The organism is Aeromonas sp. 160P (assembly GCF_055193095.1).
Genome location: NZ_JBUXKV010000001.1, coordinates 1,016,465 through 1,031,163, shown reverse-complemented (window position 1 = coordinate 1,031,163; position 14,699 = coordinate 1,016,465). Strand labels below are relative to the sequence as shown.

15 protein-coding genes are annotated in these 14,699 nt (G+C 61.8%); 4 read left to right on the top strand and 11 right to left on the bottom strand.

Features of this window, described 5'->3' with window-relative positions:
- Positions 1-19: 19 nt before the first annotated feature.
- Together birA and murB are read right to left on the bottom strand one after the other, a co-directional pair.
- Positions 20-985, bottom strand: a complete 966-nt coding sequence (birA, locus tag ACY8FN_RS04890; RefSeq protein WP_463099382.1) for a bifunctional biotin--[acetyl-CoA-carboxylase] ligase/biotin operon repressor BirA — start codon at positions 983-985, stop codon at positions 20-22.
- Positions 982-2,019 (bottom strand): UDP-N-acetylmuramate dehydrogenase, encoded by a 1,038-nt coding sequence (murB, locus tag ACY8FN_RS04885; protein WP_463099381.1) that lies wholly within the window; start codon positions 2,017-2,019, stop codon positions 982-984. The genes birA and murB overlap by 4 nt, the downstream gene beginning before the upstream one ends.
- 127 nt (positions 2,020-2,146) lie before the next feature.
- Here murB and ACY8FN_RS04880 point away from each other — a divergent pair, with 127 nt between their 5' ends.
- Together ACY8FN_RS04880 and ACY8FN_RS04875 are read left to right on the top strand one after the other, a co-directional pair.
- The gene (locus ACY8FN_RS04880) at positions 2,147-2,800 is read left to right on the top strand and encodes a potassium channel family protein (protein WP_042017933.1); all 654 of its coding nucleotides are present in this window, start codon (positions 2,147-2,149) and stop codon (positions 2,798-2,800) included.
- Positions 2,797-4,152, top strand: coding sequence for a TrkH family potassium uptake protein (locus ACY8FN_RS04875; RefSeq protein ID WP_463099380.1), 1,356 nt, complete (start codon positions 2,797-2,799; stop codon positions 4,150-4,152). Before ACY8FN_RS04880 ends, ACY8FN_RS04875 begins: the two co-directional genes overlap by 4 nt.
- Before the next feature lie 131 nt (positions 4,153-4,283).
- Here ACY8FN_RS04875 and ACY8FN_RS04870 read toward each other — a convergent pair whose 3' ends face one another.
- From ACY8FN_RS04870 to ACY8FN_RS04840, 7 genes are all read right to left on the bottom strand, one after another.
- On the bottom strand, positions 4,284-6,260 hold the full coding sequence (locus ACY8FN_RS04870) for a DNA topoisomerase III (RefSeq protein WP_463099379.1): 1,977 nt from the start codon (positions 6,258-6,260) through the stop codon (positions 4,284-4,286).
- Positions 6,261-6,327: 67 nt separating this feature from the next.
- The gene (locus tag ACY8FN_RS04865) at positions 6,328-6,825 is read right to left on the bottom strand and encodes a response regulator (RefSeq protein ID WP_463099378.1); all 498 of its coding nucleotides are present in this window, start codon (positions 6,823-6,825) and stop codon (positions 6,328-6,330) included.
- A 55-nt stretch (positions 6,826-6,880) separates the two neighbouring features.
- The gene (locus ACY8FN_RS04860) at positions 6,881-8,845 is read right to left on the bottom strand and encodes an ATP-binding protein (RefSeq protein ID WP_463099377.1); all 1,965 of its coding nucleotides are present in this window, start codon (positions 8,843-8,845) and stop codon (positions 6,881-6,883) included.
- Between the two features lie 209 nt (positions 8,846-9,054).
- Positions 9,055-9,516, bottom strand: coding sequence for a hypothetical protein (locus tag ACY8FN_RS04855; protein WP_463099376.1), 462 nt, complete (start codon positions 9,514-9,516; stop codon positions 9,055-9,057).
- Positions 9,517-9,557: 41 nt separating this feature from the next.
- Positions 9,558-10,907: a sensor histidine kinase gene (locus ACY8FN_RS04850; RefSeq protein WP_463099375.1), complete on the bottom strand. Its 1,350-nt coding sequence runs from the start codon at positions 10,905-10,907 to the stop codon at positions 9,558-9,560.
- On the bottom strand, positions 10,904-11,560 hold the full coding sequence (locus tag ACY8FN_RS04845; protein ID WP_042017947.1) for an AHA_4052 family stress response regulator transcription factor: 657 nt from the start codon (positions 11,558-11,560) through the stop codon (positions 10,904-10,906). Before ACY8FN_RS04845 ends, ACY8FN_RS04850 begins: the two co-directional genes overlap by 4 nt.
- A 21-nt stretch (positions 11,561-11,581) precedes the next feature.
- Complete coding sequence (locus tag ACY8FN_RS04840) at positions 11,582-11,920, bottom strand: PepSY domain-containing protein (RefSeq protein ID WP_463099374.1); 339 nt, start codon at positions 11,918-11,920, stop codon at positions 11,582-11,584.
- Positions 11,921-11,983: 63 nt separating this feature from the next.
- On the opposite strand from ACY8FN_RS04840, the gene ACY8FN_RS04835 reads away from it, so the two are divergent.
- Positions 11,984-12,232 (top strand): PepSY domain-containing protein, encoded by a 249-nt coding sequence (locus ACY8FN_RS04835; protein WP_463099373.1) that lies wholly within the window; start codon positions 11,984-11,986, stop codon positions 12,230-12,232.
- On the opposite strand, the gene ACY8FN_RS04830 is transcribed toward ACY8FN_RS04835, so the two are convergent.
- Both ACY8FN_RS04830 and msrP read right to left on the bottom strand, forming a co-directional pair.
- On the bottom strand, positions 12,229-12,855 hold the full coding sequence (locus ACY8FN_RS04830; protein WP_463099372.1) for a protein-methionine-sulfoxide reductase heme-binding subunit MsrQ: 627 nt from the start codon (positions 12,853-12,855) through the stop codon (positions 12,229-12,231). The two genes, ACY8FN_RS04835 and ACY8FN_RS04830, sit on opposite strands and share 4 nt — an antisense overlap.
- Positions 12,846-13,847 carry a protein-methionine-sulfoxide reductase catalytic subunit MsrP gene (gene msrP, locus ACY8FN_RS04825; protein ID WP_463099371.1) on the bottom strand — a complete coding sequence of 334 codons (1,002 nt, stop codon included), beginning with the start codon at positions 13,845-13,847 and terminating at the stop codon, positions 12,846-12,848. Before msrP ends, ACY8FN_RS04830 begins: the two co-directional genes overlap by 10 nt.
- A 368-nt stretch (positions 13,848-14,215) precedes the next feature.
- On the opposite strand from msrP, the gene ACY8FN_RS04820 reads away from it, so the two are divergent.
- Complete coding sequence (locus ACY8FN_RS04820; protein ID WP_463099370.1) at positions 14,216-14,698, top strand: DUF1097 domain-containing protein; 483 nt, start codon at positions 14,216-14,218, stop codon at positions 14,696-14,698.
- The last annotated feature ends 1 nt before the right edge of the window (position 14,699 follow it).

Genomic DNA, 14,699 nt, shown 5'->3' with positions numbered 1-14,699 from the left:
CAACCAGCCTCAATAACAGTCAGTCACCCCGGCGCAGGGAAATCTCCCCCCCCAGATAGAACTTGATCCCCTCCTCAGTCTCCAGCCGCAGGGCACCGCGATCGTCGATGCCGCGCGCGATGCCGCGGATCTCTTGCGCCCCCATCAGCAAGCGCACCGGACGACCGGCAAAGTGATCGAGCCGGTTCCAGTCCTCGACAAAGTGCGACAACCCGTGTTGCTCGAAAGCCACCAAGGCTTGCTGCAGGTAGCAGAGCATCCGGGCAGCAAGCTGATTGCGATCCACCAGTTCCGACTGAATATGACGTAGCTCGGACCAAGCCTGATCGATCTTCTCCCCCTCGCGGGCTGGCATCGCCAGATTAAGGCCAATCCCAATCACCAGATGACAGCTGGCACCAGCACTGCCGCTCATCTCCACCAATATACCGGCCAGCTTGCGCCCCTGGTAATAGAGGTCGTTCGGCCATTTGAGCTCGACTCCTTGATAACCAAGGGACTCCAATGCCTGAACCACAGCCACCCCGACCGCCAGACTCAGGCCCATGGCAGCCGCCATCCCCTGCTCCAAGCGCCAGTACATGCTGAGGATCAGCTGGCAACCAAAGGGGGAGACCCATGGCTTGCCACGACGACCACGACCGGCAGTCTGGCACTCGGCCAGGCAGCTCTCGCCGGATTGCAACCGGCTTACCCGCTCCAGCAAATACTGGTTGGTCGAGTCGATCACCGGGAAGCAGTGCACCGGCGCCATGGGGGCCAGCGCCTGCAATGTCCCCTGCTCATAGAGTGCCATTGGCACCGCCAGCCGGTAGCCCTTGCCGGTCAGGCTGAACAGATCCAGCCCCAGCTCCTTGAGCGCCGCCATGTGCTTGCTTACCGCGGCCCGGCTGATGCCCAGCTGCTCGCCCAGCTGCTCACCGGAGTGAAACTGACCGTCGCTGAGCAAGGTGATCAGGGTCTGCCTGATGGGAGTCAAGGTCATGAGAGCACCTCATCGAGCCAGGTTTCGCCCTGCGGCCCCATGAAGCGCACCTCGTGCTCCAGCACCACGCCGAACTTCTGCTCCACACTATCGCGGACATGAGCCGCCAGCGCGATCAGCTCCATGGCACTGGCGCCCCCCAGATTGACCAGCACCAGCGCCTGCTCCTGATGAACCGCGGCGCGGCCGATGGCGAACCCTTTCAGACCGCACTGATCGATGAGCCAGCCAGCCGCCAGTTTGGCGTGAGCCTCCCCGGCCGGATAGCAAGGCATCTGCGGGTAGCGCAACTTGAGATTCTCCGCCAATGCAGCGGGCACCAGCGGATTTTTGAAGAAACTGCCAGCATTGCCGAGTACGGCGGGGTCCGGCAGTTTGGCCATGCGGGTGGCACAGACGGTATCGAAGATGGCCTGCGCCGAAGGCGCGTCACCGAGGGCCGCCAGCGGGCCATAGCCCAACACCGGCTGCCACGCCTTGGGCAGCTTGAACCCGACGGCGGTGATCAGGTGGGAATCCTGATATTCATGCTTGAAGATGCTGTCGCGATAACCGAAGCGGCACTGGGCAGCCTCAATCCGTTCAACCTCGCCACTGTGCCAGTTGAATGCCTCGACATAAGCGCAGCAGTCCGCCAGCTCGACCCCGTAGGCACCGATGTTCTGCACCGGCGCGGCCCCGACGGTGCCGGGAATAAGTGCCAGATTCTCCAGCCCGTACCACCCCTGCTGCAAGGTGTGACGCACCAGCTGATGCCAATCCTCCCCCGCCGCCACATGCAGCAGCCAGTGATCGCCACAATCTTCAGCGGCAATTCCCTTGAGTCGGTTGAGCACCACCAGGCCGAGAAAATCGCTGGTGAAGAGCACATTGCTGCCGCCGCCAAGATTCAGACGGGGGAGCAGACTCAGCTCGGGATCGCTACGCAGGGTAACCAGATCGGCAACCTGCTCCACCTCGGCCAGCCAGAGGCAGTACGCATCGAGGGCAAGGGTGTTGAGCTTCAACAAGGAGGCGTTGGCATTCAGTTTCATCTGTCTATCCCGGCTTGGTGCAAGGGCGCAGTCTACCTCAAGTTGGTCGGTGACGAAAAACCCGAGATCTTTTCTCGCGAATAACAGTGGGTTAGAGTAGACCGCTTCAACTATTGAGGATGAACTCATGAACAACCAGTTTGCCGTCATCGGCCTGGGTCTGTTTGGCAGCGCGCTATGCGAAGAGCTGCAGCGGCAGGATGCCGAAGTGTTGGCTATCGACATCGACGAGAGCAAAACCCGCCAAATCGCCGCCCTCTGCAACCATGTGATCGTGGCGGATGCCACCGACGAGGCAACCGTTGCCGAGCTGGGTCTGGCCAATTTCGACATCGTCTTCGTCGCCATCGGTGACAACCTGGAGACCAGCATCCTCACCACGCTCGTTCTGAAGGAAGCGGGGGTAAAGAAGGTGTGGGTCAAGGCGCGCGACAAATTCCACGCCAAAATTTTGCAAAAAGTCGGTGCCGACAAGGTAATCAACCCTGAGTGGGATATGGGCCGCCGGGTCGCCCAAAGCATGCTGGACAACCGGCTGTTCGACTACCTGGAGCTGGGTCACGACATGGTGCTGACCGAGTTCGTCATCGGCCTGCCACAAAACGGCAAGGCGCTCGGTGACCTCCACCTGTTGCAACAGAGCGACTTCCAACTGCTCGCCATCAAGCGCGGTGAGGTGTTGCACAACGTGCTGACCGGCAAGATGGCGCTGCAACTGGGTGACATCCTGATTCTTGCAGGTAACAAGCACGCCATCGACCGCTGGCTCGAAACCCTATGATCAATTGGCGCAGCAGCTACGCCTTTGCCCTTCATCGGGAGCGCGACTCCCGCTGGAGCGAGGCTCGGCTGATCCTCGGCAGCTTCCTGATCATTCTGCTGGTTGGCACCATCTTTCTGGTGCAACCCTCCAGCCACAATGGCGAGGTCACCTTCGTCAACGCCCTGTTTACCGCCACCTCGGCCATCAGCGTGACCGGGCTTGGCGTGGTGGACACCGGCACCGCCTTCACCCTGCAGGGGCAGATTTTCCTGCTGATACTGATGGAGATTGGCGGGCTGGGTCAGATGACCATGACCCTGCTGCTGATCGCCATCTTCAGCAAGCGGGTCGGTCTGCGCCAGCAGGTACTGGCCAAAGAGGCGCTGGGGCAGGAGGGCTCGGTCAACATCATCCAGCTGGTCAAACGCATCGTGCTGTTTGCCTTTATTGCCCAGCTGATCGGCACCGGTATCATGGCGATCCGCTGGGTGCCGGAGATGGGCTGGGTGCACGGTCTCTACGTCAGCTTCTTCCATGCGGTATCGGCCTTCAACAACGCTGGTTTTTCGCTGTTTGCCAACAATCTCATCGACTATAGAGATGACCCGGTCATCAGCCTGACCATCGCCGGTCTGCTGATCCTGGGGGGGATTGGTTTCACCGTCATCGTCGATCTGGTACGCAACCGCAGTTGGCGCAAGCTAAAGCTGCACAGCAAACTGATGCTGCTGATGACCCCGGCCCTGTTGCTGGTCGGTACCCTGATGTTCTGGCTGCTGGAGCACAACAACCCGGGCACCCTCGGCAACGCCGGGTTCGGTGGCCAGCTGCTGGCGGCCTTCTTCCAATCTGCCAGCGCCCGTACTGCCGGTTTCAATACCATAGATATCGGGCTGATGACTCCGGCGGCCCTGCTGTTCCTGATGATGCTGATGTTTATCGGTGCCGGTGCGACCTCGACCGGTGGTGGCATCAAGGTGACCACCTTCGCGGTAGTGCTGCTGGCGACCAAGGCGTTTCTGACCAAGCGGCCCCATGTCACCGCCTTTGGCCGCACCCTGTCGCCCCAGATTGTGACCCGCTCGCTGGCCATCATCATCGTCAGCACCATGGTGCTGATGCTGGCGATGTTCCTGCTGATGGTGACCGAGGATCTGCCGTTCGACAAAATCATGTTCGAGACCATCTCGGCATTTGCCACCGTCGGCCTCTCCACCGGCATCACCGCCTCCCTGAGCGAGCCGGGCAAGCTGATCCTGGTGCTGGTGATGATCTGCGGCCGTCTCGGCCCGCTGACCCTGGCCTTTATGCTGGCCCGCCCGGTCGAGACCCGCATCCGTTATCCGGAAGAGAACGTCTACACCGGCTAAGTGGTGACAAGCCATTACAACGATAAAAAGAGAGAGGGGCTCATGGCCCCTCTCTCTTTTTTCAGCTGGCGGCTGCTGTGCATCAGCCAGTCAGCTCATCAACTACTCAGCCAGCACTAACCCTCACTCGGTCAGGCGGCCTTGCTTCTGGCGGGCCGCTTGCCCGTGCTTTTACGAGGAGTCCCACCAGCGCCGCTGGTCGCCGGACTCTTGCGCTTGGTAAAGCGCCGCTTGCTGGCACCCGGCGCCTCCTTGGGCAGGGCGCTGAAGCTGGCGCCGGAGTCCTGCCGCGCCCCTTCGATCAGACCGTTGAGCTGCTCGGTGAGCGGCCCCATAAACTGCTGATAACTGCCGTGGCGCTCGGCGATCTGGCCGAGGTGCTGCTCCCACAGCGCCGTCATATCCGGCGTGGTGGCGGTCGCAGGCAGCGCCTGCACCAGCGCCCGCCCGGTCGGGGTCGCCTTGATGCTCTTGCCCTGACGCACCAGAAAACAGCGCCTGAACAGCAGGTCGATAATGCCTGCCCGGGTCGCTTCGGTGCCAAGACCGTCGGTGTCGCGCAGGGTCTTGCGGATCTCGGGATCCTGCACATAGCGGGCGATGCCGGTCATGGCCGCCAGCAGGGTAGCATCGGTGAACGACTTGGGTGGCTGGGTCATCTTCTCCAGCAGCTCGCCCCGCTCGCACAGCAGTTGCTCCCCCTCTTTCATGGCGGGCAGGGTGCCCGCTTTCTCTTCGTCGTCATCCTCTTCCACCCCGAGCAGCGCCTTCCAGCCCGCCTTGAGAATGCGCCGCGCCTTGGCCTGAAACAGGCCACCGGCGATGCGCAGCAGCACCTTGCTGTCGTTGTATTCGAACGGCGGATAGAACTGCAGCAGGTACTGGCGGGCTACCAGGCTATAGATCTTCGCCTCGTCAGCCCCCAGCGTGGCGGGGTTGCCCTGCTTCTCGGTGGGGATGATGGCGTGGTGAGCATCCACCTTGCTGTCGTTCCACGCCTTGCTGCGGATCTTGCCATCTGCCTCGGCCACCGCCCTGGCCAGAGTGGGCGCGGTGGCGGCAATAGCGCCGCGCACCTGCTCGACCCGCTTGAAGTGATCGCTCGGCAGATAGCGACTGTCGGAGCGCGGATAGGTGATGAGCTTGTGGCGCTCGTAGAGGCTCTGGCAGATGTCGAGCACCCGCTTGGCATCCATGCCGAACCGCTTGGCGGCATCGATCTGCAAGCTGGAGAGGTTGTAGGGCAGCGGCGCTCCCTGCTTGCGGGCCTGCTCCTCCACCGACTCGACCTCTGCGGGCTGGCCGTTGATCCGGTTCACCACCTTGTCGGCCAGCGCCCGGTTGAGCACCCGCCCCTCCTCATCCTGCCACGGCAGACAGGCTTCCGATGGCAGCCACTTGGCGGTGAAACGTTCGTTGCCGTCGGTCAGCAGATGAGCCAACACCTCGTAGAAGGGTTTGGGCACGAAGGCCTCGATCTCGAGATCCCGCCGCACTACCAGCCCCAGCAGCGGGGTCTGCACCCGACCGACCGAGAGCAGCTCGCTGCAACCGGCTTTGCGCCCGAGCAGGGTGTAGGCACGCGTCATGTTGATGCCATAGAGCCAGTCGGCCCGACTGCGGGCCAGCGCGGAGACCGCCAGCGGCACGAACTCCTTGTTGTCACGCAGCTTGTCGAGGGCGCGGCGCACCGCGGGGGGGTTGAGATCGCTGATCAGGCAGCGCTGCACCGGTTTGGTTTTCGGGTAGCCGAGAAAATCGATCACCTCGTCCACCAGCAGCTGCCCTTCCCGGTCTGGGTCACCGGCGTTGACCACACAGTCCGCCTGCTTGATCAGCCGCTTGATGACGGTGAGCTGGGTTTTGGTCTTGGGTTTGGCCACCAGCAGCCACTGGGCGGGGACGATGGGGAGGTGCTCCATCCGCCACTGCTTGAAGGCGGCGTCATAGGCATCGGGTTCGGCCTGCTCCAGCAGATGGCCGATACACCAGGTGACCACATCCCCCTGGGCTGTTTCGATAAAGCCGTCGCCCTTCTTGTGGGGCTTGGGCAGGGCATCGGCAATGGCGCGGCCCAGGGTGGGCTTCTCGGCAATAAAGAGTCGCATCGGTGGCTACCTGCAATACTGTATATGTAGACAGTATACAACTGCCACCGCGAAAGCCCAACTGCCCCTATTGGTCGAACGGGTGATCGTGGATGGCGGCAAACAGCCGCGCCTGATTAAGCAGCGGCGCATAGTGGAAGGCGTTGTCGCCATCTTCCGCCAGCAGGTAGTCGGTCAGCTGTTCGCGCACCGCCTCTTGCAGCGTCTCCAGCTGCCACGGCTTGGCAAGGTAGTAGTGCAAGCCGCCGCGATTGACCGCTTCGACGGTGGCCTCCAGCCCCGCTTGCCCGGTCAGCAGCAACTTGCGGCTGGCACGGGTGCTGGCGCGCTGGTTCAGCTCCACCAGAAAATCGACCCCCAGGGTCCCCGGCATGATGTGGTCACAGAGGATCAGCGCCAGCTTGTTGCCGTCACTCTCCCACTCCTCCACCACCGCTCGCGCCTCATCGACGCTCTCGGCAGCCTCCAGCTCAAAGTGGGAACGGAACGGGGCGAGATCGTGGATCACCGCATCCAGCACCTCCCGCTCATCGTCAACACACAGGATCAGATAGTGTTTGTTCATTGCTCCTCCTTGGCGACATGGTTTGGCACGCCGCGCGATTGATGCTGGCGACGGCTCAGGCCGCATGCTCCTTGTGGCGGGGATCGCCTCCATAACTGGCCTGCCCCATGCCGTCCAGCGGCAAACAGACCCGCATCCGGGTATAACGGCCCGGCTCGGAGGCCACCTCGATCCGGCCATGATGCTGCTGCACTATCTGCAGCGAAACGCTCAGGCCAATCCCGAGGCCAAAATGGCCCTCCCGCTTGGTGGTGAAGTTGAGATCGAAGATCCGCTGCCATAGCTCGGGTTCGATGCCGCAACCGCTATCCTCGATCTCCACCATGGCCCACTCGGGATCCAGCAATCCGGTGCGAATGGTGAGCCGCCCCGGGCCGCTCATGGCATCCAGACTGTTGGCGATCAGGTTGGTCCACACCTGCTGCAGGGCGACGGGGTGACAGCGCACCAGCGGCAGCGGCTGGTACTCCTTGCAGAGCTCATGGTGTTTAAGGCGGTTCTCGAAAATCATCAGGGTATCTTCCAGCCCCTCGTGCAGGTCCACCAGCGAGGGTTCGGCCCGATCCTGCCGCGCGTACTGCTTGAGGCTCTTGACCAGATCGCCGATGCGGCGGGCGCACACCTCGATATTGCGCAAGAAGCTGCCGGTCTGCTGGAACAGCTCCAGCCGGGCGAGCAGCGCCGCCCGCTCGGCGGCGGTACGACCGGCAAACCAGCGCTGCCAGCTCAGCTCGTCATCCAGATTCATCTGCACCGCCTGCCGCGCCTGCTGACGATCGCCAAAGCGCCCCTCCGCCTGCCGGGTCTTGTCACGGATCTCGCTGGTCGAGACCGGCTGGGTGGTCAGCGCCTGACAGAGGGTCTGATTGCCCAACGTCTTGATAGGGGCCGGCAGCTCGAGATTGACCAGATCGGGGATGGCGGCGCGCAGGGTCTCGCTACCACGGATAATGGCCGCTACCGGATTGTTCAGCTCGTGGGCGACACCCGCCACCAGCTGGCCCAGCATCGCCATCTTTTCGCTCTCCACCAGCTGGGCATGGGCGGCATCGAGGGAGTTGAGGGTCTGCTGCAACCGCATCTCGGTGCGGATGCTGTTTTGCAGGCGGCGGTTGAAGTGGCGCAGCAGCAGGTTGGTAAAGGAGGGGAGCAGTTCGCTGCGCGCCTGCATCACCCGGGAGAATTGCAGCTTGTCGAGCTTGATCACCTCGGCGCCGGTCAGGGTCACTGCGGTGGTGAAGGCGGGTTCGCCGGTGACGAAGGACATGCCCCCCACCAGCGAGCCGGTGCGGTAGTGCACCACCTCCTGATCGATCCCCTGCTCATCCCGCTTGCGCAGCACCACCTCTCCCTTGGCGATGAACCAGAGGAAGCTGTTGGGCTCCCCCTCGCGGGTCAGCACATGGCCCGGACTGTAGTGGCGGCAGACCCGCGCCTCGTCGTTGCCATCAAAAAACTGGTAGAGGCCGTCGATCACCACCCGCGACAGCTCTTCATCGCTGTAGTGGGTGTAATCCATAAAACCCTGCCGATAGGCCGCCAGCTGGCGATCGACGTGGGCCCGCAGCAGCTTCTGGTTGTCGAGCACAGCGGCATAGCTCAGCAGGTCAGCCTCGGGTTGGAGCAGCACAAAGTGGCTGGCCTGCTCGATCACCGCCCGGCGCATGCTGCCATCGCGCCAGGGACGTTGCAGGTAGTAGTCGAGACGACCGAGGTTGACCGCTTCGATGATCGATTTCATCTCTGGCTGGCTGCCCAGCAGGATCTTGCGGCACGTCTCGTGGCGGTTGCCGAGGCGGATCAGAAAATCGGCCCCTCGCCCATCCCCCAGATCGCTGTCACACACCACCACAGCGGGCGGCTGCCCCTTGCGATCCAGCTCGTCGAGGGCCAATTCCGCCGACTCCTGCCCGACCACCACCACCAGCGCAAAATGGCCGAGCAGCGGCGCCAGCTCCTGTTCAAATTCGGCCAGCAGTTGCACGTTGGCGGCGACACACAGCAGTGAGAAAGGGCTCATCAGCGACACTCCGTTGTGGCTCACTGCTCACTATATCAACGAATCTTGTGGGGTTTTGCGAGGGGGCTAACAGCTGTCGAGAAAAACCGCGTGAGGAACCGAACGATGCCAGCGGCCAAGATTGACCTCTCGCAATAAAAACGGCGCCCGAAGGCGCCGTTTTCCTATCTGTATCTGTCTGCCAAAGCGCAGACATGGTCGGGAAGGATTTAAAAATCCCCCTCTTCCATATACTCCTGCGCGCACTCCACCAGTTGCGGCCACAGCTCTTCCGGCACCCAGGCATCCGGGTCATCTTCATCCCCGTCGTATTGGCTCCAGAAGTAGCGGCGCAGGCCAGAGGCGAACTCATCGCTGATCTCGGCCAGCTCCGAGAGCGGCCCCATCCAGGCGATGCGGCGCAGGCCGGAGGCGAGATCGTTGATGGCATCCATCAGGGTGCGATCGTCGAAGCTCTGCTCCACCAGCAGGGTGAAGCGCTCCCGCGCCTGTTCGGTCTGATCTTCCTCCAGCTCGCCCACATCGGCCAGCAGGTCGATAAAGTCTTCCAGCAGGAACGCGATCAGGCCATCCCTGTCTTCAAACCACTGGATCTGGGCGCCCTTGACCCCCAGTACAGAGGCATCAAATGAATCGTCAAGGTGACACAGTGCCCACGGATCGTCGGTCATACTTCTCTTCCTCAGGCTAAAACAAATGCCATATGTTATGCCTAGCTCTCGACTCTTGCCACCTTGGGCAACGAGAGGGAGGCAGCCAGACCGCCCAGTTCGGCGCGGCCCATGATGAAACTGCCCCGATAGGCTTCTGCCAGATCGGAGACAATATTAAGACCCAATCCGGAGCCCGGCACCTTCTCGTCGAGGCGTACTCCGCGCAACACCGCCTTGGCGATCTGATCCTCGCTCATGCCGGGACCGTCATCTTCAATGCGCAAGGTGATCCAGCCCCCCAGCTCGGCGCTGGAGATGCGCAGCTGAGTGGCCGACCATTTGAAGGCGTTTTCCAGCACGTTACCCACCATCTCGTCAAAGTCCTGCTCCTCCACCCCGACCGCCAGATTGGCGGGCACCTGCAGATCCACCACCTTGTCCGGATAGAGGCGGGAGAAGGCGCGGCAGATGTACTCCACCCGCGCCCGCACCGGCGTAGAGACCCCGAGGATTTTGGCGGCACCGGTGACCCGCGCCTTACCGAGGTGGTAATCAATATGACGCTGGATCTGGTCGAGCTGTTCGCCGATGGCGGCCTGATCTTCCGGCGGCAACTGGGCCACCTGATTGCGCATGATGCTGAGCGGCGTCTTGAGGGCGTGGGCCAGATTGCCGGTGTGGGAGCGGGCCCGTTGCAGCAGCTCGCTATAGTGGTGCAGCAGCCGGTTGATATCCTCCACCAGCGGCTGGATCTCCAGCGGGTAGCGTAGCCGGAACCCCTCCTGATGACCCTGATGGACATAGCCCAGCTCGCGGCGCAGCAGATGTAATGGCCGCAAGCCATAGAGGATCTGGAACATAAAGCCGAGCACCAGACCGGCGGCAGCAAAGCCGAGGCCAAGGAACAGACTGATACGGGTTTTGCTGAGGGTCAGCGTCAGGGCACTGCTATCCTTGGCCATCACCAGGGTGAACACCCGATCGGAACCTGGCAGCAGCACGGTACGGGTCATCACCAGCAAGGGCTCGCGATTGGGCCCCTTGCCGACAAACAGATCCGGATCACCGAAGGCGGATTTGAGCCCCTCGGTTTTCAAATTGGTATCCCACAGGGAGCGGGAGCGCCCCACCACATCGTGGCCCAGCTCCAGCTGCCAGTAGTAGCCTGAGTAGGGCTGGTTAAAGCGAGGGTCGGTCATCGCCTCGGTGACCACGGGCAAGCCATCATGCTGCACCTCGATCCGGGCGAGCAGATCATAAACCTGCAGACGCAGGCCGTCGGCCTCCGCCTCCTGCCAGTAGTTGCGCATCATGGTCTGCAGACTGAAGCCGGTGGCGAACAGAAACAGCCCGCACCACACCAGAGCAATGGCGACCAGTCGCCCCCGCAGGGTTCTCACCAGCCTCATTCGTTGATCCGGTACCCGAGGCCGCGCACCGTTTCGATCAAATCGGCATGGGTCTTCTTGCGGATCCGGCCGATGAACACCTCGACGGTGTTGGAATCACGGTCAAAATCCTGGGCGTAGATGTGGTCGATCAGCTCGCTGCGCGACACCACCTTGCCCCTGTGTTGCATCAGGTAACCCAGCACCCGGAACTCGTGAGCGGTCAGCTTGATGGGGGTCCCTTCGTACCACACCTGGGACGCCGCCATGTCGAGGCGCACCCCGCCGATCTCCAGAATGGAGCTGGCGTTGCCCGCCGCCCGCCGCACCAGCGCCTGAACCCGCGCCACCAGCTCGGCCACCTGGAACGGTTTGGTGAGGTAGTCATCGGCACCGGCGTTAAGCCCCTCGATCTTCTCGTGCAACTGGCCACGCGCGGTCAGTACCAGCACCGGCGTGTCGATACCCTTGCTGCGCCACTCTTTCAGCACGCTCAGGCCATCGCGCCCCGGCAAGCCGAGATCGAGAATAATGGCATCATAGGGCTCGGTCTCACCGAGAAAACCGGCGTCGTTGCCATTGTGGCAAAGGTCGGTGACAAAGCCGGAGAGCCGCAGCTGTTCAGCCAACTGCCCCGCCAGCGTTTTTTCGTCTTCAACAATCAGAATTCGCATCAACAGGCTTCCAAACAGAGGTTATTCATCATCCTCGACCGATGGCTTGGGCGGCTCGAACAGCCGCTCCAGATGGTGGCCCTTGGCCCACACCAGCTCAAGGTTATCGGCCCGATAGGCCACCTTGATCACGCTATTTGCTCGGTCGATAACTCGTAGTTCATAGAGCCAGATACCATCCTCTTCCCCCAGATCTACCCGCAACACCCGCACCGGCAATCTGGCCGCCACCTCCATCATTTCATGGAATGGCCGAACCCGTCCCTCATGGACAGCTTGCTGCAGCATGGCTTCATCAGGCGTGACCGCCTGTGCCAGCACCGGCAGCAATAACCCGAGCAGAGGGAGCGCTCTATTCATGGATGATTCATCTCCAAAAACCTAACATAATGGCGTTTATAGTCTGCCAGCCATGAATCCGGAATGAATATGATCCCGCGCAGTTTCCTGCTGATCCTTTGTCTGTTGAGTACCACAAGCTGGACGGCCCAGAGCCGTCTCGACATGGCCGGACTGGTCAAACTCCTGCTGGCGCAAGGGTATCACGACATTCGGGAAGTGGAGCTGGAAGGGGACAAATTCGAGGTCAAAACCCTCAATCGCCAGGATCAGAAGGTGCATCTCATCATCGATGCCTACACCGGCGAGATCAAACAACAAGAGGCCGATTAGGCCTCTTTTGTATTCCAGCGTCCCCGCCATGGGCGCAGCAGCTTATCTTTCCTCGGCCAGAGCAGGGCACAGGCCAGCAGCAGGTAGACAAGAGGCTCCCCCCAACCGCTCTTGAGCGACCACCAGTAGTGCACCGGCACCAGCAGGGCGATGGCATAGACCCAGTTGTGCAACTTCTGCCACACGGCCCCCATTCTGCGCTGCAATGCGGGCAGCGAGGTGATGCTGAGGGCGGCCAGCAGCAACAGTGCCACCATCCCCACCACTATATGGCTGCGCTTGACCAGCTCGCCGCCAATCAGGCCCCAGTCAAACTGCAGATCCAGCCCCAGCCACGCCATGAAGTGGAGCAGCGCCCAGGCAAAACACCAGAGCCCGAGGGGGCGGCGCAGCTTGATGAGCTGCCCCTGCCGCCAGCGCTTGGCCAGCGGCGACACCAGCAGGGTGAGCAGCAGCAGGTTGAGGGCCCCCTTGCCGAGGTAGTGGATAAGCTCGGGCACCGGATCGCCCCCCAGCAGGCCCGCCGGAATCGCCAACCCCAGCCAGAGCAAAAAGCCGAGGGAGCCCAGATGCACCAGCGCCCGCAAGCCGCTGATATGGGCCGGTTTCAATCTCAGTACCATTGGCGCAGATCCATCCCCTGATAGAGCGAGGCGACTTCATCGCCATAGCCGTTGAACATCAGGGTCGGCTGACGCTTGGCGCCAAACAGCCCGCCCTCGCCGATAAAGCGCTCGCTGGCCTGACTCCAGCGCGGGTGATCCACCTGCGGATTGACGTTGGCGTAGAAGCCATATTCGTTGGAGGCCAACAGGTTCCAGGTGGTGGGCGGCATCTCCTCCACCAACCGGATCGAGACGATGCTCTTGATGCTCTTGAAGCCATACTTCCACGGCACCACTAGCCGGATCGGCGCGCCATTCTGGGCAGGCAGAGTCTTGCCGTAGAGCCCCATCGCCAGGAAAGAGAGCGGATTCATCGCCTCGTCGATACGCAGCCCCTCCACGTAGGGATACTCGATACCGCCCCCCAGACTCGAGGCCTGCCCCGGCAACTGTTTCGGATCAAACAGAGTCTCGAAGGCAACAAACTTGGCGCGACTGGTGGGCTCGGCGCGGCGAATGAGCTCCGCCAGCGAGATGCCGTTCCAGGGCAGCACCATGGACCAGGCTTCGACGCAGCGCAGCCGGTAGATCCGCTCCCCCAGCTCGCTCTTGTTGATCAGATCCCACACGTCGAGAGTAAAGGGCTTGGCCACCTCCCCTTCCACCTTGAGGGTCCAGGGTTCGGGCTTGAGGTAATGGGCGTTGCGAGCCGGGTCGGACTTGTCGGTGCCGAGCTCATAAAAGTTGTTGTAACTGGTGGCCTTCTCTTCCGGAGTCAGCACCAGATTGGCTGGCCGCTCCGCAGGTTTGCTGTTGAGCGGCTTGGTGGCTAACTGGGGAGCATCCTCTTTACCACGCAGCAAATCGAGCACACCGGCCTGGGTGGGAAAAGCCAGGGTGGCAGCGCCCAGACCCAGCCCCTTGAGAATAAGGCGGCGATCCTGATAGACGGCTTCCGGGGTGACATCCTGTTCGGTGAGGGGGTGAGCGGCACGACGCTTGATCAACATGAAAAACTCCCGGGGCTAAGTAAGGCGATATGGATAAGACCCGCCCCGGCAGATTTTAATTTCACACAAATTTACATCATGTGGTGCAGGGGCAGTGCCTTGGCCATGGTGCCGACCAGAAACAGGACTACGAACACCAGCAGGGGGACGATCACATTGGGCACAATCAGACTCACTCCATGAGCAGGACAGGGCCTCTAACTATGGTCGACCGTTTGTCCGGTCACCAATGAATTTTTTTCGCGAACGCAAGCGTATTCCCGAGTTGAAAAGGGTGATGAAGATCACACACAATTCGCCCCCCGCTTGCCGCCCGGATTGCCGCAGGTAGGCTGCCCCTTTTGCGAAGCCAACTGAAGAGTCGCCCCATGAGCCCACTGATCGCCATCGCCATCACCACTGGAGTTCTCTCCGCCATCTGGGGCTGGATTGCCGTCGCGTTCGGCCTTATCTCCTGGGTCGGCTTTCTCGGCTGCACCAGCTATTTCGCCTCCAGCGGTGGCTACAAGGCGCTGCTGCAGACCATCTTCTGCAACACCAGCGGCATGTTGTGGGCGCTGTTGCTGATCCATGGCGACAGCCTGTGGGGGGCGGGCGTGGCGGGTTATGTGATGACAGGTGTGGTCGCAACCCTGATGTGCGTGCAGGCCAAGCAGCAGTGGCTCGGCTACATTCCCGGCACCTTTGCCGGTTGCTGCGCCACCTTCGGGGCGGCTGGCGAGTGGCGACTGATCCTGCCGTCTCTCATCATCGGTGCCTTGTTCGGTTACCTGATGAAGGCGAGCGGCCTCTGGCTCTCCCATAAAACCCGGAAAGCCGATGCCGCTCCGGCGGTGATTGATCCCGCCTGAT

Bases quoted from the DNA above. Each gene is read 5' to 3' on its own strand.
- ACY8FN_RS04835 (WP_463099373.1), top strand. From the start codon at position 11,984: ATGAATATGATCCCGCGCAGTTTCCTGCTGATCCTTTGTCTGTTGAGT.
- ACY8FN_RS04830 (WP_463099372.1), bottom strand. From the start codon at position 12,855: ATGGTACTGAGATTGAAACCGGCCCATATCAGCGGCTTGCGGGCGCTG.
- ACY8FN_RS04860 (WP_463099377.1), bottom strand. From the start codon at position 8,845: ATGAGCCCTTTCTCACTGCTGTGTGTCGCCGCCAACGTGCAACTGCTG.
- ACY8FN_RS04870 (WP_463099379.1), bottom strand. From the start codon at position 6,260: ATGCGACTCTTTATTGCCGAGAAGCCCACCCTGGGCCGCGCCATTGCC.
- ACY8FN_RS04840 (WP_463099374.1), bottom strand. From the start codon at position 11,920: ATGAATAGAGCGCTCCCTCTGCTCGGGTTATTGCTGCCGGTGCTGGCA.
- ACY8FN_RS04820 (WP_463099370.1), top strand. From the start codon at position 14,216: ATGAGCCCACTGATCGCCATCGCCATCACCACTGGAGTTCTCTCCGCC.
- ACY8FN_RS04850 (WP_463099375.1), bottom strand. From the start codon at position 10,907: ATGAGGCTGGTGAGAACCCTGCGGGGGCGACTGGTCGCCATTGCTCTG.
- birA (WP_463099382.1), bottom strand. From the start codon at position 985: ATGACCTTGACTCCCATCAGGCAGACCCTGATCACCTTGCTCAGCGAC.
- msrP (WP_463099371.1), bottom strand. From the start codon at position 13,847: ATGTTGATCAAGCGTCGTGCCGCTCACCCCCTCACCGAACAGGATGTC.
- ACY8FN_RS04855 (WP_463099376.1), bottom strand. From the start codon at position 9,516: ATGACCGACGATCCGTGGGCACTGTGTCACCTTGACGATTCATTTGAT.
- ACY8FN_RS04845 (WP_042017947.1), bottom strand. From the start codon at position 11,560: ATGCGAATTCTGATTGTTGAAGACGAAAAAACGCTGGCGGGGCAGTTG.
- murB (WP_463099381.1), bottom strand. From the start codon at position 2,019: ATGAAACTGAATGCCAACGCCTCCTTGTTGAAGCTCAACACCCTTGCC.
- ACY8FN_RS04875 (WP_463099380.1), top strand. From the start codon at position 2,797: ATGATCAATTGGCGCAGCAGCTACGCCTTTGCCCTTCATCGGGAGCGC.
- ACY8FN_RS04880 (WP_042017933.1), top strand. From the start codon at position 2,147: ATGAACAACCAGTTTGCCGTCATCGGCCTGGGTCTGTTTGGCAGCGCG.
- ACY8FN_RS04865 (WP_463099378.1), bottom strand. From the start codon at position 6,825: ATGAACAAACACTATCTGATCCTGTGTGTTGACGATGAGCGGGAGGTG.